This window comes from Candidatus Cloacimonadota bacterium, from assembly GCA_020532085.1.
Lineage (GTDB): Bacteria > Cloacimonadota > Cloacimonadia > Cloacimonadales > Cloacimonadaceae > Syntrophosphaera.
In genome coordinates this window covers 1-23,508 of record JAJBAV010000030.1, presented here as the reverse complement: position 1 = coordinate 23,508, position 23,508 = coordinate 1, and the positions used below count along the sequence as shown (strand labels likewise).

Annotated in this window: 16 protein-coding genes; 5 read left to right on the top strand and 11 right to left on the bottom strand. The window is 58.2% G+C overall.

The window, feature by feature from the left end:
* Positions 1 to 3: 3 nt before the first annotated feature.
* From LHW45_08430 to LHW45_08390, 9 genes are all read right to left on the bottom strand, one after another.
* Positions 4 to 1,551, bottom strand: coding sequence for a HAMP domain-containing histidine kinase (locus tag LHW45_08430; protein MCB5285598.1), 1,548 nt, complete (start codon positions 1,549 to 1,551; stop codon positions 4 to 6).
* Positions 1,493 to 2,263, bottom strand: coding sequence for a nucleoside triphosphate pyrophosphohydrolase (mazG, locus tag LHW45_08425; GenBank protein ID MCB5285597.1), 771 nt, complete (start codon positions 2,261 to 2,263; stop codon positions 1,493 to 1,495). The genes LHW45_08430 and mazG overlap by 59 nt, the downstream gene beginning before the upstream one ends.
* Positions 2,260 to 3,543 (bottom strand): O-antigen ligase family protein, encoded by a 1,284-nt coding sequence (locus tag LHW45_08420; protein MCB5285596.1) that lies wholly within the window; start codon positions 3,541 to 3,543, stop codon positions 2,260 to 2,262. Before LHW45_08420 ends, mazG begins: the two co-directional genes overlap by 4 nt.
* Positions 3,544 to 3,556: 13 nt before the next feature.
* Positions 3,557 to 4,720: a hypothetical protein gene (locus tag LHW45_08415; protein ID MCB5285595.1), complete on the bottom strand. Its 1,164-nt coding sequence runs from the start codon at positions 4,718 to 4,720 to the stop codon at positions 3,557 to 3,559.
* A 32-nt stretch (positions 4,721 to 4,752) separates the two neighbouring features.
* On the bottom strand, positions 4,753 to 6,021 hold the full coding sequence (serS, locus tag LHW45_08410) for a serine--tRNA ligase (GenBank protein MCB5285594.1): 1,269 nt from the start codon (positions 6,019 to 6,021) through the stop codon (positions 4,753 to 4,755).
* A 2-nt stretch (positions 6,022 to 6,023) separates the two neighbouring features.
* Entirely contained in the window at positions 6,024 to 6,803 is a 780-nt protein-coding gene (tpiA, locus tag LHW45_08405; GenBank protein MCB5285593.1) for a triose-phosphate isomerase, read from the bottom strand.
* Positions 6,804 to 6,992: 189 nt separating this feature from the next.
* Positions 6,993 to 7,766 (bottom strand): hypothetical protein, encoded by a 774-nt coding sequence (locus LHW45_08400; GenBank protein MCB5285592.1) that lies wholly within the window; start codon positions 7,764 to 7,766, stop codon positions 6,993 to 6,995.
* A 428-nt stretch (positions 7,767 to 8,194) separates the two neighbouring features.
* Entirely contained in the window at positions 8,195 to 9,865 is a 1,671-nt protein-coding gene (locus tag LHW45_08395) for a formate--tetrahydrofolate ligase (GenBank protein MCB5285591.1), read from the bottom strand.
* Positions 9,866 to 10,158: 293 nt separating this feature from the next.
* Positions 10,159 to 11,004, bottom strand: a complete 846-nt coding sequence (locus LHW45_08390) for a M50 family metallopeptidase (protein ID MCB5285590.1) — start codon at positions 11,002 to 11,004, stop codon at positions 10,159 to 10,161.
* Between the two features lie 368 nt (positions 11,005 to 11,372).
* On the opposite strand from LHW45_08390, the gene LHW45_08385 reads away from it, so the two are divergent.
* Complete coding sequence (locus LHW45_08385) at positions 11,373 to 13,127, top strand: [FeFe] hydrogenase, group A (GenBank protein MCB5285589.1); 1,755 nt, start codon at positions 11,373 to 11,375, stop codon at positions 13,125 to 13,127.
* A 126-nt stretch (positions 13,128 to 13,253) separates the two neighbouring features.
* Here the strand turns inward: LHW45_08385 and hydF are convergent, their stop codons facing one another.
* Positions 13,254 to 14,453, bottom strand: coding sequence for a [FeFe] hydrogenase H-cluster maturation GTPase HydF (hydF, locus tag LHW45_08380; GenBank protein ID MCB5285588.1), 1,200 nt, complete (start codon positions 14,451 to 14,453; stop codon positions 13,254 to 13,256).
* Positions 14,454 to 14,653: 200 nt separating this feature from the next.
* Here hydF and ovoA point away from each other — a divergent pair, with 200 nt between their 5' ends.
* Genes ovoA through LHW45_08360 form a run of 4 tightly spaced genes read left to right on the top strand, consistent with a single transcriptional unit; the run spans position 14,654 to position 21,594 of the window.
* On the top strand, positions 14,654 to 16,768 hold the full coding sequence (ovoA, locus tag LHW45_08375) for a 5-histidylcysteine sulfoxide synthase (protein ID MCB5285587.1): 2,115 nt from the start codon (positions 14,654 to 14,656) through the stop codon (positions 16,766 to 16,768).
* Positions 16,768 to 18,744, top strand: coding sequence for a T9SS type A sorting domain-containing protein (locus tag LHW45_08370; GenBank protein MCB5285586.1), 1,977 nt, complete (start codon positions 16,768 to 16,770; stop codon positions 18,742 to 18,744). The genes ovoA and LHW45_08370 overlap by 1 nt, the downstream gene beginning before the upstream one ends.
* Positions 18,741 to 21,293 carry a DEAD/DEAH box helicase gene (locus LHW45_08365; GenBank protein MCB5285585.1) on the top strand — a complete coding sequence of 851 codons (2,553 nt, stop codon included), beginning with the start codon at positions 18,741 to 18,743 and terminating at the stop codon, positions 21,291 to 21,293. Before LHW45_08370 ends, LHW45_08365 begins: the two co-directional genes overlap by 4 nt.
* A gap of 4 nt (positions 21,294 to 21,297) precedes the next feature.
* Positions 21,298 to 21,594: a DUF3795 domain-containing protein gene (locus LHW45_08360; GenBank protein ID MCB5285584.1), complete on the top strand. Its 297-nt coding sequence runs from the start codon at positions 21,298 to 21,300 to the stop codon at positions 21,592 to 21,594.
* A gap of 105 nt (positions 21,595 to 21,699) precedes the next feature.
* Here the strand turns inward: LHW45_08360 and LHW45_08355 are convergent, their stop codons facing one another.
* The gene (locus LHW45_08355; protein ID MCB5285583.1) at positions 21,700 to 22,761 is read right to left on the bottom strand and encodes a hypothetical protein; all 1,062 of its coding nucleotides are present in this window, start codon (positions 22,759 to 22,761) and stop codon (positions 21,700 to 21,702) included.
* Positions 22,762 to 23,508: the final 747 nt, after the last annotated feature.

The following is a 23,508-nucleotide window of genomic DNA, read 5'->3' as shown; positions in this document are numbered from 1 at the left end:
CTCCTATTTGTGCAGTTCTTTTCCGAGTTTGATCTCGAAGGTGGTGCCTTCACCCAGAGTGCTTTCCAGCACGCGGATGTGGCCGTGGTGATATTCTTCGATGATGCGTTTGGCCAGGCTGAGCCCCAGGCCCCAGCCGCGGGTCTTGGTGGTCACGCCCGGCTCGAAAATCTTTTTCCACTGGGAGTGCGCGATACCCTTGCCCTCGTCGCGAACGTGAACATAGACGTGCTGTTTGTTCTGGGTGGCTGTCACGAAGATGTTCCCGCCCTTCTGGGACATGGCGTCCACGCAGTTTTTGATCAGATTCTCCATGGCCCATTTGAACAGGTCTTTATCCAGCATCACCTGCACTCCCTGGATCTTGGAGATCAGGTGGATGTCGATGCGGGAGGCCAGATGGGGCATGCGGGCCTGAAAATAGGATGTGCTCTCTTCCAGCAAGGTGTGAAGTTCCACTGGCTTCAGCTTTGTCTGAGAGCCCACTTTGCCGAAGCGGTTGGCATTGTAGCTCAGCAGATTGAGGTCCGTGGTCATCTGGTCCAGCACCTTGTCATAATCTTCCTGCGCCATGGCGCCGGGCGGAGTGTCGCGCAGGCGATCCAGCCAGCCCAGCAGCGAGGTGATCGGAGTGGCGAACTGGTGTGAAGTTTCCTTGGCCAGTCCGATCCAGAGGGTATCTTTTTCGGTGCGGTGCAGCAGGATCAGTCCGTAGGCCCCGAAGGCCAGTATCAGCAATAGCAGAAGCAGTTCCAGAAGCACCAGCGAGCCGATGCGGGCCAGCGATTTTGGCGCGGTGAAGTAGATGTAACCCAGTTGTTCTGAGGCTTGGGCGAGCGGCACTTCGCTCATCCCGGACATCTTTTCCCGCAGTAGTTTCCTGGCCTCCGCCGGCGTCTGTTCCCAGCTTTGATCTTCAGTGATTTCCACATTGCGCCAGTAGAGTGGTTTTTTGGCGCGGTCGGTTACCACCACCGAGTAGTCGATCCCCTTGATGAAATCCTGCAGGGATACCGGTCGCGCGATATAGACATAGTTGATTACGCTGTCGCCTGCCTTCAGGTCGCTGCGGTTCATGCGTTCCATTTCCTGCCGCAGCAGCAGCCTGTCCGCCTCGGAAAGGTCATCGTAGCTAATGTCAGAGGGCACCCGCACCTGATTCCAAAACTGGGGTATGGTGTCGGAGTCGGTGATGATCACGGGAATGGGATTTTTGCCGGGGAAGTCCAGGAACATGTAGTCGCTGATGGCTTCTTGGAAATCATCTTCCTGTATCAATTCAAAGCGTTTGGAGGTGATCTCCGCCAGCATCTGGGCGTACTTTTCGGATTGCCGCAGATAGCCGTCCGTGTAGGCTATGTATTGGGCAAAAATTCGGGGCACGTATTCCTGCTCGCGTTTGGCGTTTTGGATCAGGACCTGGGCATAGACCGCAAAAGCTGTGAAGATCAGCAGCAGGCCCAGGATCAGGTAGAGGCGCAGGGCTTTGAAATTATCTGTCTTCTTTCGCGAGATCCCAGACGGCGTCGAGTTCTTCAAGGCTTGCTTCATGGATGTCATCCCCATTTTGCCGGTAGTGTTCTTCAATGTAGCTGAAGCGTTTGTGGAATTTACGGGAAGTTTCCTTCAGAGCGCCTTCAGCATCGATGTGTAGCTTGCGGGCCAGGTTCACCAGTGTGAACAGCATGTCGCCCAGTTCTTCCTTGATAAGCAGGTAATCCTCACTGGCGAGGGCTTCATCCAGTTCCAGGCGCTCTTCGTCAAGCTTGGCCATCACGGGTTCCAGATCCGGCCAGTCGAAGCCCACCGAAGCGGCCTTTTCCTGGGTGCGCTGGGCGTGAATGAGGGCGGGAAGCGCTCTCGGGATTCCCTCCAAAACGCTTTTGCGGTCTTTCTTTTCCGCTTTTTTCAGCCGTTCCCAGTTCATTTTCACCGTATCGGCGTCGTTCACTTCCAATTGGCCAAACACATGCGGATGCCGCCGCACCAGCTTGTCCGCGATGGCGCGGAGCACGTCGGCGATGTCGAACCGCCGTTCTTCGGACGCGATCTGGGCTTGGAAAACTATGTGCAGCATCAGGTCGCCCAGTTCCTCCATCAGACCCGCGTGGTCTCCATCTTCGATGGCCTCCACGGCTTCATAAAGTTCCTCGATGAAGTTTGGCACCAGGCTTTGGGATGTTTGTTTGATATCCCAGGGGCAACCGGAGACTGGTTCCCGCAGCTGCGCGATGATGTCCACTAGATGTTGAAATTCTTTCATTGTTCCTCATTTGCCGCAGAAGGGCGGGAAAGCGCATACATCAGCCCCAGGGTTGCCCAAAAGGCCAGCGCGACCGGGTACTGCTGGATGAAGATGTCGGTGAGGCAGGAGATCAGCAGCGCCACGATCCCGATCAGCGCCACCCGGTGGAAGTTGCCGGCGTCCGGCTTCACCACCCTCAGGTAGTAGCTGCGCAAAACCGCAGCGATCAGGTAAAAGTAGCTTATGAAGCCGAATACGCCCAGTTCCAGCCAGATCTTGAGCGGCAGGTTGTGTGAATGCTCGGCGTAAAGCATGTCCAGCGGCACGGCACCAGCGTACCAGTCCTTCCAGACATCGATGCCGATCCCGAACCAGGGATGGCTGGCGATTTGACGCAGGGAATAATACCAGGCCAGAAAGCGGATGAAGATCGAATAGTCGAAAGTGAGGCCCAGTTCGATACGGCTCACCATCGATGACGGTATGATCAGCGGCACCAGCAGCAGCAGGCCCATGCCCAGCAGCCGCATCCGCTTCATCTTCGGCATCAGCAGGAAGATCCCGGCGAACACCGCCACCAGGGTGATGCGCGTGTAGGTATAGAGCATGCCCAGCAGCACCAGCAGCGCGCACCCGTACCACAGATAGCGCTCAGATGTATGTGCGGACCTCACTCCCAGGGCGATGCCGAAAAAGAAGGCGAGGGTATAAAAACCGTTGATGGTCATGGCCGTGATCCAAAGCGAACCGTATCGCTCGCTTGGATTGAGCAGGGCCATCACCACTCCCACCACCGCCAGGAAGGTTCCGATCAGCACTATGGCCTTCAGCCACAGTACGATATCCGTCTTTCGGATGGAGCTGTTGGCTGATATCAGGAAAACTATCGCGGGCACCACAGCTGTGGCCAGAAAATAGAGATGGGAGTCCCAGTCTCCACGGGCCCTGGTGATCCCGTACACCGAAGTGGCGATCAGCACCCCCAGCATCACCGGATGGGGGAGGATGAATTGTTTCAGCCTGCCACGCTGGAATTCCAGCAGCAGTGTGAGCAGCAGGATGAACAGCACGCAAACGAAAGCGGTGGGCAGGGGTTTAATGAAAAACATGGTGGAAAACAGCAGGCTGTTGCGGATGCTTATCCCAAACAACAGCACCGTGAGCAGCCAGGCGGCCAGGATGGCGCCTATGAAACCAAACTGCGGCAGCTCCATGCCCTGCGCCGCCGCCGCGGCCGCCAGCACCAAAGCAGCGGTGCCAAGATAGGCAAGACTGGGGGCCAGACGCTTCAGGATCATGGTCAAAGCCTTGTCAGAGCTCTTTTTTGATCTCCCGGAAACGGTCTTTGTTCAGCTCAAAGGCGTTTTTGATCAGCGCGATGATCACCGCTGCCACCAAAGCCAGCGCGAAGGCGATCAGGCAAAGCATGGCCCGCTTTGGCCGTACCCGCATGCCAGCTTCGCGCGGAGTGTCCAGAATGTCCAGGGTGGGCATGTCGCGCAGCTCTTCCAGCCGGGCCGCCTCGAACTGCGGATAAAGAAATTCGAAGACCTTGGACTGGATCTCCAGGTTCATCTTCAGCTGGGCAAATTGGGTGCCAAGGTCCGGCAGGCTGGCAATGTCGATCAGGTAGCGTGGTTTAAGAGCTCCGCCTCCGGCTTCCAGTTCTCGGATCTGCCGGCCCAAAGCATCGCTGCGGGATTTTAGCTCGGCCACCACCGGTGAGTCCGGCGCGTAGTTTTTCCGCGCCAGTTCCAGTTCGATGTCCGTCTGCATCTTGGTGGCGATCACGTCTGAATAGGATGAGATCAGCGATTCTGTCTGGGTCTCGATGTCAATGGCGTTGTGCCGGGTTTGAAAATCTTTCACCGCGTAAAGCAATGAGTCTATCTCAGCCTCCGTGGCGCGAACCCGTCCCTCCAAAAATTCGCGGTTCATCTTGCCCTTGGTGAGTTTCTGCTCCCGGTTGTAGGTCTCCAGTTTCTGCAGGTAGTAGTCCACCATGTCACGCGAGAGCTTTTTGCGCTTGGTTTCAGCGCTAACGCTCACCAGCCCCGTATCGGTGCTGTAGTCGATGCTCACGGTCTTTTTGCGCAGGCGTTTGAGCGCCTTGTCCATGGCCATCAGTGAGTCGCTTTCCGTGATCTTGTAATACTGGATCAGGCGGAAGTGGCGGATCACGTCTTCGGAAAAGCCTCTGGAACTCATCGCGGTAACCGAATTGATGGCGTTTTGGGCGTTGTCGCCACCCAGCAATTGGGAGGTGATCCCGCTCAGGCCTTCGATGTTTATGGGCAGGGCGCTGGCTTGGTCTCCCACCACGTAAAAACTGGCGCTGGATTCCCAAATCTGCGGTGTAAGCAAACTGTAGATCACCGCCCCGAGGCTCACCACCGCCACAAAGATGATGATGAACTTGCGGTTTTTGAGCACAATCCTCAGCAGTTCAAAGAAGTCGAATTCTTTTTTATCCATGGCTTCCATCCTCGTTCACACCAACCTTTGCGTCATCTTGCGCCGCCGTTCTGGGCCAGATATCCCGCCAGGGGAGCGGGCAGGTCCAGTCCGCCTGCGGCATTCTGATAGCTTTCCAGCAGCGCGATGAACAGCCGCGGCGTGGCCAGCCCCGATCCGTTCAGGGTATGCAGAAAGCGCGGTTTGCCGTCTTTGTCCCGGTAGCGGATATTAGCGCGGCGGGCCTGGAAATCCTCGAAATTGCTCACCGAGGAAACTTCCAGATATTTGCCCACGCCAGGTGCCCAGACCTCAAGGTCATAGGTCTTGGCGGAGGCGAAGCTCAGATCGCCGGTGCAGAGCTGCACCACGCGGTAATGCAGGCCCAGTGCCTGCAGGATGTGCTCAGCGTCCTGAAGCATTGCTTCCAGGGCCTCGTAAGAACTCGCCGGTTCCACCAGCCGCACCATTTCCACCTTGTTGAACTGATGCAGCCTCTGCAGGCCGCGTGTGTCCTTGCCGTAGGATCCGGCCTCGCGCCGGAAACAGGGTGTGTAACATACATATTTCAGAGGCAGTTGGTCCTGCCTGAGCACCTCGTCCGCGTGCAGATTCGTCACCGGCACTTCCGCCGTGGGGATCAGAAACAGGTCATCCTGGTCCACCCGGTACATGTCTTCCTCCAGTTTGGGCAGCTGGCCTGTTCCGGTCATGGTTTTGCGGTTCACCAATACCGGCACTGCCACCTCGGAGTAGCCGTGTTCACGGATATGGTGGTCGAGCATGAAATTGATCAATGCCCGTTCCAGCGCGGCGCCCCTGCCGGTGTAAACCGGAAAGCCGGAGCCGCTTAGCTTGGCGCCCCGGGCCAGGTCCAAAAGCTGGTTCTGCTCAGCCAGCGCCAGATGGTCACGGGGCTCGAAATCAAAGCTGGGCTTGCTTCCCCACTCGCGGATTACTATATTGGCAGATTCGTCAAATCCCACCGGTACTGAGGTATGCGGCACATTGGGAACGCGCAGCAGCTGGTTTTCCATGCTGGTGTTGGCCTCGTTCAGGGAGCTGTTTATCGTCTTGATCTCTTCCGCCACCGCGCCCATCTCCTGCAGCAGTTCAGATACGTCTTCCCCGGCTTTCTTGTTTTGGGCGATGGTCTGGGAAACCTGGTTTTGCCTGGCTTTGAGCTGGTCGAAATCATACTGCAGCTTGCGCCGCAGCTCATCAACTTCCAGCAGGGCGTCCAGATCGGCCTTTTCATTTTTATTGCGGATCGCGTCCCGGACCAGGTCCGGATTGGCGCGGATAAACTTGATGTCCAGCATGTTCAGTTTCCTTTGCTTGCTTCCGCGGCGATGCCGATCATGGCGTGGAAGGCCTCATTTTGCAAGGACGCGCCGCCGATCAGGCCGCCGTCGATGTCTTCCTGCCGCAGCAGTTCCCGGAGGTTGGATGGTTTAACGCTGCCGCCGTAAAGGATGTGGATGTTTTGCGCGGTCTCCCGGCCATGGCGCTTTTGCAGCCAGGCGCGGATCAGGGCGTGAACTTCCTGGGCTTGGCCGGCGCTGGCGGTTTTGCCTGTGCCGATGGCCCACACGGGTTCATAGGCGATCACGGCTTCCTCTCCCGAGGGCATGTCAACCTGTTCAAAACAGCCTTCCAGCTGTCTCAGGATCACCTGCTCAGTGAGGCCTTGTTCGCGCTGCTCCAGTGTTTCACCTAGGCAGACGATCGGTCGGATCCCGTTTTCCCGCAGCCGCAGAAGTTTGGCGCGGATCAGGGCGTCCGTTTCCCCATGGTACTGGCGGCGCTCGGAATGGCCGATGATGCAGTGGCGGAGCCCCAGGGAGCGCAGTTGCGCCGCGGATACCTCTCCGGTGTAAGCGCCTTCCGCGTGACTGCTCACATCCTGGGCGGCCACGGCCACCGGCAGGTTCCGCAGGATGTTCTGGGCCTGCGCCAGATAAGGGAACACCGGCGCGATCAGGGGCAAAACCCCCTCCGGATCGTGATCTTGCAAATATCTGCCCAACTCCCGGCAGAACTGCTCCGTCTCGGAAGCGTCCTTGTTCATCTTCCAGTTGCCCGCGATGATGATCTTGCGCATGCTAAAACCGCCTGTCTTGTTATCTTTGAAAAATCACGCTGTTCCAAACCGCCGGATTCGTCAAGGAAATTGTGAGCGCGCCGCGGAAACAGCGCTAAGAAGCCGGAGAAAAGCAAACTCGCGCAGAGATTGGCCGGTATAAGATCCGGTTCGTTTGGCGCGGCTAACGATCCCCTGCCCGGATGAGGATCAGCCTGCCTGGCAGGAACTTATCAAATAGGAAAGGGCAACCAAAACGCCGGCGACGAGCAAAAACAGCGGAAAAAAAGTGATGCCGCGGCGGCGGTGCCTGGAGGCGGTTCCCAGTTGGTTGCGCAGCCGGATGATCAGCCAGCTGATCAGCAGGGAAAACAACACGATCAGCGCGATCTCCGCCAGGCGGGGCATGCGGCTGAGGCCCCTCGTGACGTTGAAGTTGTCTTCCAGGGTGCCTGCCATATCGGCCAAAACAGGTTGCAGGCGCCGCACGGCGGCCTCCGTGCCGCGCAGCGTGAAAGTGAGGCTGCGTCCCTCACCGTTCAGCGTGAGGGAATGATAGCTCCAGCTGTCTGGCCGGCCCCGCTCGGTGACGCTGGCCGTGAGGACCAGCATTTTTTTCAGGCCCTGCCTCACAACGCTGGTTTCCAGGTTTTTCACCATGGCGCTCGGAGGCAGCAGCATGGTTTGAAATCGCTGCTCCAGAAGGTTCATGGCGTCGGTGTCAAATTTGTCTATCTGCGGGCCCAGATTCACCAGGATAGTCCCGGAATCCTCTCCCTCAGTGTTTTCCAGAAACGCGGCCTTGATCTCCAGACTGTCTATCTGGTTCAGGATGAAATTGGTGTGCGAATTTGCCAGCGCGATGCTGTCAGCGCCGGCGGGAAGAAGGTCTGCGCGCGCCGCGGCGGTGTTGCTCCGGTCCACACTTTGCCACGCCCGCGGATAATCGTGCGCGAAATTCAGCGTGCTTCTGTAGCGCGTCATGTTCTGCGGAGTGGTTTCCGCGGGTAAAACGCCCCCACTGCCCATCCAGATGATGAGCCCTAAGATCAAGCCGGTTGGCAGCCTGCCAGATTCCGTCCACTGTTTGCCTCTGAAATTCATTGCCTAAACCTCGTGTAACTGTTACTTTGATTACACGCATTGTTTTTTGCTCTTCGATATTTGTCAACCTAAATATCCCCCCGGCAAGGAATCCCGCTGTCGGAATGGGTGTCCGCGCCCTTGATCAGGCTGGTTTCAGGTCCATTAATCCGCTTCCTGGGTCGGCCAGGTCAAGAGGTCCCGGTTTACCAGCATGTAATATCCGCCTCCGCTCAGCAGAGCGTGAGCGAAGCTGTACCGATAGCGGCGAACTCAAGTCCTACCGCTGATTTGCCCCGGTCATTATCCCCGGCCGGTCCGGGGCCAGGTCAGAACAGCCCGCTGATGTCTCCATCCCCTTCCACGTCAATGGTTTCGGCGGAGGGATGTTTCGGCAGTCCGGGCATGCGCATGATCTCGCCGGTGATCGGCACCAGGAAGCCCGCGCCACTGGCGATCACGATCTCGCGCACCGTCACCAGAAAATCCTTGGGCCGGCCGATCAATTCGGGGTTGTCGGAGAGCGATTTCTGGGTTTTAGCTATGCAGATGGGCAGTTTGTCGTAGCCGTATTTGTTGATCTTTTTCAGGTCGGCCTTGGCGTCGGCTGTGTAGTCAACTTTCTGTGCCCCATAGATCTGGCTGGCCACGGTGAAGATCTTGTCCTCCACCGGGCTGGCCCAGTCGTAGAGGCTGTGGTAGCGGCAAATGGCCTTGTCCACCATGCCGATCACCTGCTGCGCCAGTTCCAAGCCGCCTTTCCCGCCCTCGGCGTGGAAATTCGTGACGGAGGACTCAAAACCCTGGGAGGCCACAAAGTCGAGCACCAGCTTGATCTCTTCTTCCGTGTCGCTGGGAAAGCGGTTGATGGCCACGATCGACTTCATGCCGAATTTGTTGATGTTTTCCAGATGCTTGGCCAGGTTTTCCAGTCCGGCCTCCACCGCTTTGGGATCGGGTTCGTTGATGTCCTTCAATTTCTTGCCGCCGTGCAGCTTGAGCGCCCGGATCGTGGCCACCAGCACCACGGCGTCCGTGCAAAACTGGCCGTAGCGGCACACCAGGTCAAAAAACTTTTCCGCGCCCAGGTCAAAGCCGAAGCCCGCTTCCGTGACCACGTATTCCGAAAGGCGCAGCGCGGCTTTGGTGGCGATGATGGAGTTGGCGCCCTGGGCAATGTTGGCAAAAGGCCCGCCGTGCACGAAAGCCGGTGTGTTTTCCGTGGTCTGAACCAGGTTTGGCTGCAGCGCGTCTTTCAGCAGGGCGGCGATCGCGCCTTCGTAACCAAGCTGTTTCACGTGCACCGGTTCGCCGGAATGGCTGAAGCCCACGGTGATGTTGCCGATCCTTTCCTTCAGCTCCTCCATGTTGTTGGCCAGGCAAAGGATGGCCATGATCTCGCTGGCGGGCGTGATGTCAAAACCGTCTTCGCGCGGAAAGCCCTGTTTGCTGCCGCCCAGTCCAATCACGATCTTGCGCAGCATGCGGTCGTTCACGTCCAGCACCCGTTTCCAGGTGATGCGGCGGGGATCGAGGTTCAGCTCGTTGTCGTGGTAGATATAGTTGTCCACCAGTGCGGCCAAGGTGTTGTTGGCGGTGGTGATGGCGTGAAAATCGCCAGTGAAGTGCAGATTGATGTCCTCCATGGGCAGCACCTGGCTCCAGCCGCCGCCGGCCGCGCCGCCTTTGATGCCGAAAACCGGGCCCAACGAAGGTTCACGGATGGCCACGATCGATTTTTTGCCGCTAAGGTTCAGCGCCTGGGAGAGTCCGATGGAGACGGTGGTTTTTCCCTCTCCGGCGGGGGTGGGGGTGATGGCCGAAACCAGGATCAGTTTCCCGGGGGGATTGTCTTTGATCCTCTCCAAAGCTGAATAGCGGACCTTGGCCTTGTACTCTCCGTAATGTTCCAGGTCCTCAGGTTTCAGGCCGATCCCGGCCGCGATGGAGTCGATGGGTTCCAACTTTATCTGACGCGAAATTTCTTGGTCCGTAGGCATGATGGTGCTCCTTCCCTGCTGTTTTTCAGATAATTTAGCCGCGTTTTCGGATCAGGCAAACCCGGTCGCTCCACCGGGTCGCCCCCAATATCAATACGGTATCAATACGGAATCAATACGGATTTCATCCGTATTGATTCCGTATTGATACCGTATTGATATTGGGGGCCAAGTGGGTTTTTACCAGGATCCCCGGTTTGAGATTCTGGTGGAATTTCAGGTTGGAAGTTTGGAATTCTGAACCAGACGCTGCCGGGATAGGCAATTCCCCGCCCCGGGGTTTCAGGTTGAAACTACTTCTTGAAGACCAGGGAAAGCAGCCGGGAGACGGCCAGGAAACCCAGATTGAGCACCAGCACATAGACCAGGATGCCGTAAAAGGTGGCCAGCCCGTTTTCCAAGCCATCCATCAGATTCAGGGAAAACTCGCCCAGCCAGGCCGTGAGCAGGTTGAAGACCACGATCACCTGGATTATCACTATTAGGGCGGGTCTGATGTGGCCGAGGTCCAGGTCGCTGAGGTTGATATTGGTGCTGATCGCGAAGCTCAGATAGAGGAACAGCGCGGTTTTCCAGCTGAGGGCGGAGAAGATCTCACTGAAGATCCGCAGCGCGTTCGCCAGGCTGTTCAGCAAAAAGGCGGGAATGGCCTGCAGCTGCTGCATCAGCCCGGCCTGGGCGTCCAGGGCCTCCATGCCCTGAAATGATGTTTGCAGCAGCCAGCGGGACAGCAGCCAAACCACCACGCTGCCCAGAATGATGGGCCCGATGCCGATGAAGAGGTTGCCCACCCTGTGGTAGAGGTTGTTCTGGTTCCAGCTGTGCTGCACCTGGCCGTGGCTGCCGCCGCTGGCATCAGGGTCGAAGAGCACGATGCGCGTGATCCGGTGCCCGAACAGCACGGCGAAAACGGCGTGGCCCAGCTCGTGCACCGGGATGCTCAGCCAGCCGAACAGCCACAGATAGGCCTTTCCGCCCAGCAACCGCCAGGCGTTTTTCAGCAGATTCCTGTTGATCAGCTGGATCAGCCAGCCCAGCAACAGCGTGAGCGCGAACAGAAAGATGAACTGCCTCAGGCTGAGCAGCAACACCAGCTTCAGATACTCCAAAGCATTGGCCAGGATGGCTCTGGCATCCATGCAAAGGCCTCCCGTCAAAATGTTTCAGGCGAACCCTTTCCGGCGCGGCTGGGGACGCCGGCCTCAGAGCCTGGCCTGTCTCAGATCTTTACGCCGCCACCCTCCATTCCTGTCAAGCTGTTTCGCCAGGCATCCAGGCAACGGCCTTCAAACATGGCCTCGGATGGGAGGATGGTCATCTTACTCACAGAAATCATCCAGACAGGATTCTGTGAGCTTTTGTACGCGGAGTGGAAGCCAAACATGAATCCAGAGCTTTGAAGAACTTTGATTTCACTTCCAAACCCTCCGGCGCAGAGCAAACTTGACATTTTTCCGCGTGTGGACGATGCGGTTTCTAAACACTTTTACGTGAAAGGAACTCACCCATGATAACTGTATATGTGAACGGAAAAGCCACCCAGGTGGCCAAAAACACGATGGTTTTGCACGCCTGCACCAAAGCTGGCTACAAGGTCCCCACGCTTTGCTACCACGAGGACCTGCCGGCTTTCGGCAACTGCGGGGTGTGCATGGTGCAGATCAACGGCAAGGCCCTGCGGGCCTGTTCCACGCCCTGCGAAGAGGGCATGCGGATCCGCACCACCGGCAACGACCTGCTCAAGCTGCGCCGCGAGGCGGTGGAGATCATCCTCTCGAACCATCCCAACAACTGCCCGGAATGCGTGAAAAACGGACGCTGCGAACTGCAGGACCTGGCGCAGGAACTGGCGATCCGCCACATGAGCCTCAAGCACATGAAACGCCCCTATCAGAAGCGGGACGAATCGTCGCCCTCGATCACGCTGGACCCCTCTTATTGCGTGGTTTGCGGGCGCTGTTCCTACGTTTGCAACGAGATCCAGGACGTGCACGCGCTGGAAAACTGCGAGCGGGGTTTCAACACCTTTGTGGGCCCCACATTCGGGCGCAAGCTGGAGGAAAGCGAGTGCGTGAAATGCGGCCAGTGCTCGGCTTATTGCCCGGTGGCCGCCATCTATGAAAATGACGATTCGGACGCGCTCTGGAAGGCCCTGGACGACCCGGAGCTGGTGCTGGTGGCGCAGGAAGCGCCGGCGGTGAGGGTGGCCCTGGGCGAGGAATTTGGCCTCAAACCCGGGCACAACGTTGTAAAGAAAATGTACACCGCGCTCAGGGAACTGGGTTTTCACTACGTGTTCGACACCAATTTCGGCGCCGACCTCACCATCATGGAAGAGGCCAGCGAGTTCGTGCGCATCTTTAAAGACCATCCGGAGGATTTTCCGCTCATCACCACCTGCTGCCCCTCCTGGGTGGATTATCTGGAAAAATTCCATGCCGACCTCATCCCCCATTTTTCCTCCTCCAAATCTCCGCACCAGATGGTGGGGACCATGGTGAAAACCTACTGGGCGGAGAAGATGGGCCTCGATCCCAAGAAGATCTTCCTGGTCTCGGTGATGCCCTGCACCGCCAAAAAGCACGAAATTGAGCGCATGGAGGACATGTACGCCTCCGGCTGCAAGGATGTGGACCTCACCATCACCACCCGCGAACTGGCCCGCATGCTGAAAACCCGGGGCATCGACCTGCCTCATCTGGAGGATGGCGAAGCCGACAACCCGCTGGGTGAATACAGCGGTGCCGGCACCATTTTCGGCGCTTCCGGCGGGGTGATGGAAGCCGCTCTGCGCACGGCCTACAGCTTTGCCACGGGGCACGATCTGGAGGATCCCTGCATCAAATTCACCCGCGGCGCCCAAGGCATCAAAAAAGGCAAGATCGAGATCCTGGGCCGGGAGATCAGGATTGGCGTGGCTTCCGGCCTGGGCAACGTGGGCAAGCTGATGAACGAGATCCGTGACGCCAGGAACGCCGGCAAAGAGCCGCCTTACCACTTCGTGGAGGTGATGGCCTGCCGCGGAGGCTGCGTGGGAGGCGGCGGACAGCCCTACCGGTCAACAAACCGGGTGCGGATGCAGCGCGCCAAAGGCCTCTACGCCGAGGACCTGCATATGGAGCGGCGCGAATCGCACAACAACCCCTCCATCCAGAAGGTTTACAGGGAATTTTTGGGTGAGCCGAACTCCCCCAAAGCGCGCAAACTGCTTCACACCAGTTATATAGCCCGGCCCATCAGCCTGCTGCCCAAAAAATCCTGAGCCGCCGCCGGCTCCTGCCAAGCCCCTTCAGTCACGCCGCTGGCTTGTCACCCGCGTGATCCCCGCATCAGGTGCGGGAATCAGGCGAGAGGCGGGCCAGTCGCGTATCTGCAGGGGATCGGGACCCTACAACCCCAGGGGGGCGATGGAGCGGTCGAAGTAGCCGTGCACCTTGGCGATGGTGAGGCCGTAATTGGTGATCGGCACCCCGCGCCTCTGGGCTTCAACGATGCGGCGGCTCATCTCCATCTGATTGAGCATGCAGGCGCCGCAATGCACGCAGAGCGCGTATTCCTCCAGGTTGGGCGGGAAATCGTGGCCGGCGTAGGTTTCGAAGATCAGGTCCTTTTTGGTGTATTCCCTCAGCCAGCGGGGCAGCTTCACCCGGCCAATGTCGTCCTTCTGAACGTGGTGGGAACAGGCTTCCGCGATCAGGACCCTGTCGCCGTCCTTCAGCTTGTCGATCTGCCGGATCCCCTCCGCCAGGATGCCCAGATCGCCCTTGTAGCGGGCAAAGAGGATGGAGAAAGTGGTTAGTTTCACGCTCGGAGGCAGGTCCCGCACCACCAGTTCGATGGCCTGGGAATCGGTGATCACGAGGTCCGGATCCTCTTTCAGCGCGGCCAAAGCCTGCTTGAGTTCAAATTCCCGCACCACCAGGGGCACCGTGCCGCTGTCCAGCAGATCGCGCAGCACCTGCACCTGCGGCAGGATCAGCCTGCCTTTGGGGGCCGCGGAGTCGATCGGCGTCACCAGGATCACGCGCTCGCCGGGTTTCACGATATCGCTCACCAATGGCCGGTCCTCTTTCAGATGCGCCGGCGCCAGTTCGATCAGCTTTTCCTTGGCCGCCAGGATGTTCTCTTTGTGGCTGGCAGAGACGGGAACCCAGTCCAGCCCGTGTTTCAGGCAATAATCCAGATTGGCGGGAGCGGGCGCGCGGAGGTCCTGTTTGTTGAAGGCCACCAGCAGCGGGATCTTCATCCCGCGGATGCGCTGCAGGAACTCCAACTCGCTGGCGGAAAAGGGGTTGCCGTCGTTCACGAAGATGGCCATGTCCGTGCGGAAAAGCACGCGGAAGGTTGCCTGCACGCGTTTTGAGCCCAGCTCGCCGGTATCGTCCAGGCCGGCGGTGTCGTAAAAGGTCACGGGGCCCAGGGGCAAGAGCTCGTAGCGCTTGTCCACGGGATCGGTGGTGGTTCCCGGCGTGTCCGAAACTATGGCAATTTCCTGGTTGGTGAGGGCGTTGATGAGGCTGGATTTGCCGCTGTTGCGGTTTCCCAGCAGAGTGATGATCAGGCGTTCGCCGCGGGGGGTGCTGCTCATTGTTCCTCGGTGAATGTTTCTTTGTATCTACAGGATAACGCGCCTTGATCACTTTGTCAAGCCCCGTCCGGACGAGTTAACTTCACAACGAAGGCATTGCTCTTTGAAGCGTAACGCGGATCTGCGTAATTCGTTCTTGACAACTTGGAAAAGGTTGGAAAGCTGGAGTTCTTACATCAAAACAGCCACAGGAGCCCAAATTGGACGATATCAAGGGAATCCGCACCATAAACCTGCAAGAGGCCGACCCGGACAAGTTGCGCGCACAGCTGCGCCACTATTTTCACCAGACCTGCGACATTGAGGAAAGGCTCTATGACAGCCTGGCCGACGACTCCGTGTTCTATCTGCGGGCTGATCCGCTGCGCCATCCGCTGGTCTTCTATCTGGGCCACACCGCGGCATTTTACATCAACAAACTCATCATCGGCCGCGTGATCGGAAAGAGGCTCAACCCCGCCTTCGAATCGATGTTCGCCATCGGCGTGGACGAGATGAGCTGGGACGACCTCAACGAAGCGCATTACGACTGGCCCTCCATCCCGGAGGTGAGGAACTACCGCGATCTGGTGCGCGCCAGGGTGGACAGGCTCATCTCCGAACTGCCTTTGGACGAACGCGGCATCACCTGGAACAGCCCCTGGTGGGGCGTGATCATGGGTATCGAACACCAGCGCATCCATCTGGAAACCTCGTCCGTGCTGATCCGCCAGCTGCCCCTGGACAAGGTGCGCCAGCTTGATTTCTGGGCTGCCTGCCCCGAAAGCGGAGCGGCGCCGCGGAACGAATTGCTGCCGGTGGAGGGCGGCACCGTGAAGCTGGGCCGCGACGACAGCGATCCCTGGTACGGCTGGGACAACGAATACGGCTCCGCGGCCTTTGTGGTGAAGGATTTCAAGGCCTCCAAACATCTGGTCTCCAACGCGGAATTTTTGGAATTCATCGAAGCCGGCTGCTATCAGAAGGAAGAATACTGGACCGAGGAAGGCTGGTCCTGGCTGAGCTGGCAGCAAGCCACTTTGCCCCGCTTTTGGAGGAAGAACGGCTCCGGCTACCGCCTGCGCCTGATGGCCAGTGAGATACCCTTGCCGGAAAACTGGCCCGTGGAGTGCAACTACCTGGAGGCCAAGGCTTTCTGCAACTGGAAAGCAAGGCAGGCCGGCCTCCCCATCCGCCTGCCCAGCGAAGAAGAGTGGATGTTGCTCAGAGACAGCTGCGTGAATACCGACCAGCCGCTCTGGGACAGGGCCCCGGGCAACATCAACCTCGAAGGGTGGGCTTCCTCCTGCCCCGTGGACCGCTTTGCCTTCGGCGATTTTTACGACGTGATCGGCAACGTCTGGCAGTGGACGGAAACGCCAATTTACGCCTATCCCGGCTTCAAGATCCATCCCATCTACGATGACTTCAGCGTTCCCACCTTCGACGGCCGGCACAACCTGATCAAAGGCGGTTCCTGGATCTCCACCGGCAACGAGGCGCTGCGCAACTCCCGCTATGCCTTCCGCCGCCATTTCTACCAGCACGCCGGTTTCCGCTACATCGCCAGCGACGCGCCGCTGATCGAGCACGACGAGCCGCACGAATCCGACTCCGCGATCATCCCCTGGTGCGATGCCAACTGGGGAGACAATCCTCTGGGCGGCAAGAACATCGACGCCCGGCTGGTGGAAATTCTGCAGCCCTGGACCGTGCCTCTGAAAGGAACCAAGGCCCTGCATCTGGGCTGCAAAACCGGACGCGCCAGTTTTGAACTGGCCAGGACCTTCGGCTCTGTGACCGGCTTGGATTTCACCACCCGGCTGATCCGTCTGGCCACTCAGATGAAGGAAAAGGGCTACATCCGCTATCTTCGGAACAACGAAGGAGAGATCCAAAGCTATGTGGATAAGGCGCTTGCGGACTTTGATCTGGAAGCGACCGCCCCGCGGGTGGAATTCTGGCAGGCCGATGTTTCCAACCTCATGGCCAAGTTTGGCGGCTACGACTTCATTCTGGCCGAGAACGCGGTCGAGGGTGCCATCAATCCCGGGCGTTTCCTGCGTGACATTCACAAGCTTCTGAATTCCAGAGGGATACTGGCCATCGCCGACGGCTACGCCTGGGATCCTGAAATCACCCGGGCGGAAGACCGCATCGGCGGATTCCGCAAGGACGGGGAGCCCTTCAGCGCTTGGGAGGGGATCAAAGACATTCTTGACCAAGAGTTTGACCTGATCGCCGAGCCGGTGGATCTATGGCAGACCCTGAGGCTTGAAGAACGCCGCCACACACTCCATAAGTTGCAGCTAAGCATCTGGCAAAAGAGGGTTTGATGCGCTGGATGGGGCTGGCGCTGCTGCTGTTTGGAAGCATCTTCCTGGCCGCGGAAACCGTCCAGATCGGCACGGGCTCGCTGGTGAACCAGCGTCTGCCCATCGAGCCTTTTGCCGCCTTCAGTTACTCGCAACAGCTCTACCGGGCCGAGGACATCGGGTTCATCGGTTCCGTGAGTTCCGTCTCCCTGCAGTACAACTTGCCCAGCGTTTACTTCGCGGGCAGCAGCATGGAGTGGAAACTCTATCTGGGACACACCCAACGCGGGCGTTTGGATGCCTGGGTGCCGCTGGACAGCCTGGTTTTGGTGTTCGAAGGAGTTTTGGACGAAGCCCAGTTTTCGGGCGGGATTCCCGGCCAGGGTTGGCTGCACATCCCTCTGGACACGGTTTTTCACTATAACGGCAGCGACAATCTGCTGCTCGCGGTGGATGAAAACGATCCCGATGCCGGCTCCAACGCCGACGATTTCTTATGCACCGAAGCCGCGGAAGTGCGGGGCCGCGTTTTTGCCAGCAACACCCTGAACCCTGATCCAGCCGCTCCTCCGCCGGGACCTGAAAACATCTACCCGCGTCTGGCCTATCCCAATCTGCGGCTGGAGATCACACCCTTCAGCCTCACACCCTGGCACCCCCTGCCGGCCGATCAGGCCGCCGGAGTGTCTGTCCTCACGCAGCTGCAGTGGCAAAGCAACGCCTCGCTTTTCGATCTTTGGCTGGGTCCGAGCCCGGACGCGTTACAGCTTATGGGACAAGGGCTTGATTCCCCGCAATGGACTCCGCAGCTGCCTCTGGAAATGCTCACCACCTATCACTGGCAGGTGGTGGCTCACGCGGAAGGACAAACTTACCCCGGGCCGGTCTGGAGTTTCAGCACCGCCGGCGAGGGCATCGGACCACCTCAAAACCCTAGCGCCTACTACATCACAGACCACGTTCAACTGGCCTGGCAGCCGCCGCTTGAAGGCGAACCCGTGCTCTACCGCGTGATCCGGAACGGCGTGTTTCTGGCTGCCACGCAGGAACTTGGCTATCAGGATTATGAAGTTGGGCCAGGCCAGGTCTTGTATTATTACCTGTTGGCCCAAAACCACCTGGGCGAACTTTCCGACCCCTCCAACACCGTCACCGTGCACATTCCGGACCTCATCCCCGATCTCATATTGCAGCAGGGTTTTGAGGCCTGCGCCTCCTTCAGCCAGGTCATTCCGGGCTGGCAAAACCTCGATCTGGACTCTTCCCCCACCTGGGCAACCTGGCCGGTTCCGGGTCTGGGCGAACCTCTGGCCTGGTTGGTGTTCCCGCCGGGGCAACTAAACCCTCCCCAAACCGGTCTTGAGGCCCACAGCGGAGCGGTGATGGCGGCAGCTTTCTGCGTGCAGACCCCACCCAACAACGACTGGCTGATCTCTCCGCGCGTACAGCTGGGCTCCGCTCCCGGCCTGAACTTTTGGGCCCGCTCCCACACCGCGGATTACGGCCTGGAGCGGCTGCGGGTGCTGATCTCCACCACGGGCGCCGATCCTGCCGGATTCACAACTTTGAATGCCGGTAACTGGCTGGCCGTGCCGGCGGACTGGACCGCATACAGCTATGACCTCGGCGCCTGGCAGGGCCAAAGCGTCCATCTGGCCTTCAACTGCGTTTCCTGGGATGCCCTGGCGCTCTATCTGGACGACGTCGTGATCACTGGTGAGGGTGGCTATGTGGCTGTGGATGAGGAAATTGCGTCGCCGGATGAGTTCCAGGTTTTTCCCAACCCCTCGCGAGGCGGTTTCCGCGTGGAATCAGCAGGAAAAACACCTTTCAGCCTCAGCCTTTACGATCTGCGCGGCCGCGAACTCTTTTCCACGCGGAACGTGAGCGGCTTCAACAGCGCGGAGCACTCTCTGCGCCTGGCCGCGGGGATCTATTTTCTGCGTCTGGATGCGGGCGGGCACAGCCAGTTCAAGCGTCTGGCCGTGATCAAATGAAAAGCTATGTCCTGCCAGATGTGGAGGCTTTCCTCGACGGGCTGCTCCAAGACAGGAAATTCAGCGAGAACATCGTCACCCGCCAGTCTTTGGAACCGGTGGAGGCCGTCTGGGCTGACTTTCCGCCCCAAACAAGGCCGGAACTGCTCTCCCTGCTGCGCGAACAGGGCATCGACCGCCTCTTTGCGCATCAGCGGGAAGCCATCGATGCCGCGCTGGGCGGGGACAATCTGGTGCTCAGCACCGGCGTGGCCAGCGGTAAAAGCCTCTGCTACCAGTTTCCCATTTTACAGGAACATCTCCTGAACCCCGCCAGCCGGGCCCTGCTGCTTTTCCCCACCAAGGCGCTGGCCCAGGACCAGGCCCAGAAAATGCTGGCGCTGGCGGAAGCTCTGGCCCGCCACAACCCCAAAGCGCCGAAACTGAACTGCTCCATCTACGACGGCGACACCGCTTCCGAAACCCGGCGCCGCATCCGCAACCAGGCCGGGCTGATCTTTTCCAATCCGGACATGCTGCATCTGGGCATCTTGCCCAATCACACTCTCTGGAGCAGCTTTTTCGCCCATCTGCGCTGGGTGGTGATCGATGAAGTGCACATCTACCGCGGGGTGTTTGGCTCCCATTGTGCCAACGTTTTGCGCCGCCTGCGGCGGATCTGCGCCCTCTACGGCGCCCGGCCCCAGTTCATCTGCACCTCCGCCACGGTGGCCAACGCCCGCGAGCTGGCCGAGGAACTGCTGGAAAGCCCTGTGCGCCTGATTGACAGGGATGCGTCGCCACACGGCCGGCGGGAATTCCTGATCGTGAATCCGCCCATCGTGGATGCCGCCCTGGGCATCCGGCGCAGCGCCATGCTGGAATCCACCTTTCTGGCCAAACGCTGGCTCTACGGCCGCGGCCAGGCCATCATCTTCTGCGGGCCCCGGCGCAGCGTGGAGATCCTCTTCCTCTACCTCAGCGGAGAAAGCGCATACAAGGACCGCGTGCGCAGCTACCGCAGCGGTTATCTGGCTGCCCACCGCCGCGAGATCGAAAAAGAGCTGCGCGAAGGCACGATCGGCCTGGTGGTTTCCACGAACGCGCTGGAACTGGGGATCGACATCGGCGGGCTGGACGCCGTGTTTTTGAACACCTATCCCGGCACCATCTCCGCCACCCGTCAGCAAGCCGGCAGGGCAGGCCGCAAGGGCAACACAGCCCTCGCCATTTTGGTGGCCAGCGCCAATCCGCTGGACCAGTATATCTGCCAAAACCCCCGCTACCTTTTCGACAACAATCCCGAACACGCCCTCATTTCCCCGGACCACCGCGAGATCCTGCAAAGCCAGCTGCTCTGTGCCATCCACGACCTCGCCCTGCTGGAAAGCGAAGGCTTTGGCAGCCTGGGCCCGGAGCACATCTTCCCCCATCTGGAAGTGCTGGTGCAAGAAGGAAAGGTGCGCAAGGCCGGCCCGCGCTACATCGGCGTTCCGGAGGCTTACCCCGCCGCGGAGGTCTCGCTGCGCAACATTTCGGACCAGGTGCAGATCCTGGCCGGCGAGGAACTCATCGGCTGGGTGGACGGCGCCAGCGCTCTCTGGATGGTGCATCCGGGCGCCATCTACCTGGACCGCGGCGAAACCTGGCTGGTCACCAAACTCGACCTCGAGCAGCGCAAGGCTGAGATCGAAACCGCGGACGTGAATTATTTCACCCAAACCACTCGCGACACCGAGATCGAGGCCCACGCCCTCATGAACCGCCAGCCAACTCATGGCGCGGACAAGTATCTGGGCCGGGTGACCGTTACCACCACCATCACCGGCTTCAAAAAACTCAAATTCTACACCCAGGAGATAATCGGCCGCGAACCGCTGGACCTGCCTCCCACAAGGCTGCAAACCGTGGCCTGGTGGATCGGCCTGGCCGATAAAACCGTCGCCCGGGTGAAGGCCCAGGGCCTCTGGAATGTGGAAAAAAACGACTACGGCAAGGACTGGGGGCTGATCTCCGCTGCCGCGCGTAAACGCGACAACTTCATCTGCCAGCACTGCGGCCTGGCCGAAACCGAAACCGCCCACCACGTCCACCACCTCGTCCCCTTCCGCAAATTCGCCAGCGCGGAGGAGGCCAACGCGCCCGCCAATCTGGTGACCCTCTGTCCCCGCTGCCACCGCCTCGCGGAGCAGAATGTGCAGATTCAGAGCGGGATCGCCGCCCTCGGTTACCTGCTGGTGAACCTGGCTCCCTTCTTCGTGATGTGCGATCGCAAGGACATCGACGTCTTCTGCGAGGACAATTCACCCCTGGCCGGAAACCGGCCCGCCATCCTCATTTACGACAACATCTCCGACGGCATCGGCCTCTCGCGCAAGCTCTTCGACCTTCATGACCAGGTGCTGAAAGCAGCCCTGGAACTTGTTTCCAAATGCCCCTGCCAGGATGGCTGCCCCTCCTGCGTGGGGCCGGTGGCGGAAAACGGCGCCGGGGCCAAGGAACACGCCCTCGCCATTTTGAAAGAACTGGTGCCTGATCCTTTCGCGCCTGAAGCTTCGGGCCAGGAGTAAAACCATGAAAGTGCTAAGTGTTTGCGGTGTTTGCTGTTCCACCGACTGCCGGGCCTATAAAGCCGAATGTGAAGGCTGCGTGGAACTGGGTGGAAAAATTCCCTGGGCCGTTTTTTACAACCAGGAATACTGCCCCATCTTCCAATGCGTGAGGGACAAAGGCCTCTCCTCCTGCGCCGAATGCGGCGAAGCGCCCTGCCAGGTCTGGCAAGCCACCCGCGATCCGGATGCCTCGGATGAGCAGTTTGCCGCCGACCTCGCCAACCGGCTGAAAAACCTCAAAAGCCTGATCGACACATAGCAGTGGGAAACCATCCCTCCTGCTGCTGATTGTTCACGCCGACCTGCGGACAAACCCGGTGCGCGGCCTCCTGTCTTGATGGCGTAGAAGAGGCGAAGCGCCCTCTCACCAGATATCAGCCCATTCAGCGACGGCCCGATTTATCTCTTCGCAACTTTTATCCGTCATATCATTGAAGGGCGCGAAATCGCGAAATTCCTGCAAGTTATCGGCATCAATAAAATCCGGGATCGCAGTCAAAGCCTTGAACTCCGTGAACTTGCAGGTATAGATCATGCCGTCGGTGATGTCTCTCAGCCTGAAATCCTCGTAACCCAGAGCGTAGTAACTATCATCAGTCAGTTCGCCCGCGGGGCTGTCTTTGATATCAAAAGCCAATTCAGAGAAGCGCGGGCCGATGATATCCCCGATGATACCACCGCCGGGGGCCTGTGGAGGAGCGTCGAACTCCTGGCTGTCCCAGGGATCGTAAAAGCAGACGTTGCAAACCGCTTCTCCATATTCGTTATGGACATGGTTGCCAAAACGGACTTTATTGAACCCGGCAAACACTTTATGCCCACCCTCCCTGGTGAAATCCGGTTCGCGATAGCGGGTGAAGGCGTGATGGGAACCCATGATGCCCAAAACCTTGGTGACGCCTGGTACGTGGAAACTTTTCAGCGCGCGCAGCCAGTTTTTTTCATCGCAATCCTGCCAGATCAGTTTGATCTCCCCGGCGTTGGGCTGGCGCTTTTGTTCCCGGCATATCTTATTGTACAGCTTCCAATTGTATGGATCGTTCAAGCCGATGCAGCGGATTTGCCTGTCCGGGGGATTCCTGCGGTTTTGTTCCCAGATCAACCTGTAGATGTCCAGATACTCCCGGTATCCCCAAAACGCATCTTGACGGAGCAAGATCAGCTTTGCCAAAGGTAGGTCGAACTGCTCTTTGCCCAGCAACGCGTCGATGAGAGCTTGATCTTCCCTGCGTCCAAATTCTGTGGCGATCAGGTTTACGCCATGCTCCGGCAGGAATGGTATCAGCCGGTGATACAGCTCAGTTTGCTGGCGGATGTAGTGCATCTCACCCAAAAGCACGATCTCGTGCTTCTCAAATTTATCCAGCACATAGTCCAGCGGTGCTTTGCCCTGGTTCAAAAGATAGTCCTTCAGTTCTTCGTGCACGATGATTCCTCCCCGTAATGCTGATTTTTTGATCGTGTAAAATGGTTACAGGTCGCCATTGCATTTACAGTATATTTTATTCCAAATGTGTCAAGCAGAATATTGAGTTATCACAAGGTTTTTTGAAAATGCTTATTCCTTGGGTCGCTCCCAATATCAATACGGTATCAATACGGAATCAATACGGATGAAATCCGTATTGATTCCGTATTGATACCGTATTGATATTGGGAGCCATGGAGGATCTGTCCTATTATAAAGTATCACCCAAACTTGCAACTGGGTATCACCTGTCACAGTGGTCGTAACTGTTTATTGGTTCGTGAGATGAATAGGACTGACTTTAGACTGTGTCACAGTGGTCTTTGGACTTTTTTGGACTTTTCAGTATCAGGGTTTTTGCAAATTTGGACTCATTTCAGGGTGTTTTCAGACCATCGAATTTGGGAAAACTATTAGCTCATTTTTTGTGCTGCGCCAGTAGTGCTTTTGACCGCATCAGTAAATAACTCTCGGTCTGGACTGGGTCCATAAAACGGATTCTCAAGTCTTATTTGCAGATAACATGGTTATCTCTATCTATGGCAAATAGATGGGTTGCATTTTAGGGGATTTTTTAGTGTTGAGTCCCAAATGTTGGTGTAAATTCCAACTCATTGTTTCTCCGGTTGTTTGAGGGCATCTGATATCCCTCGTTACTCACAATCTATGTAAGGCCAAGCGACCAATTGCATTGTTTTCATCTTG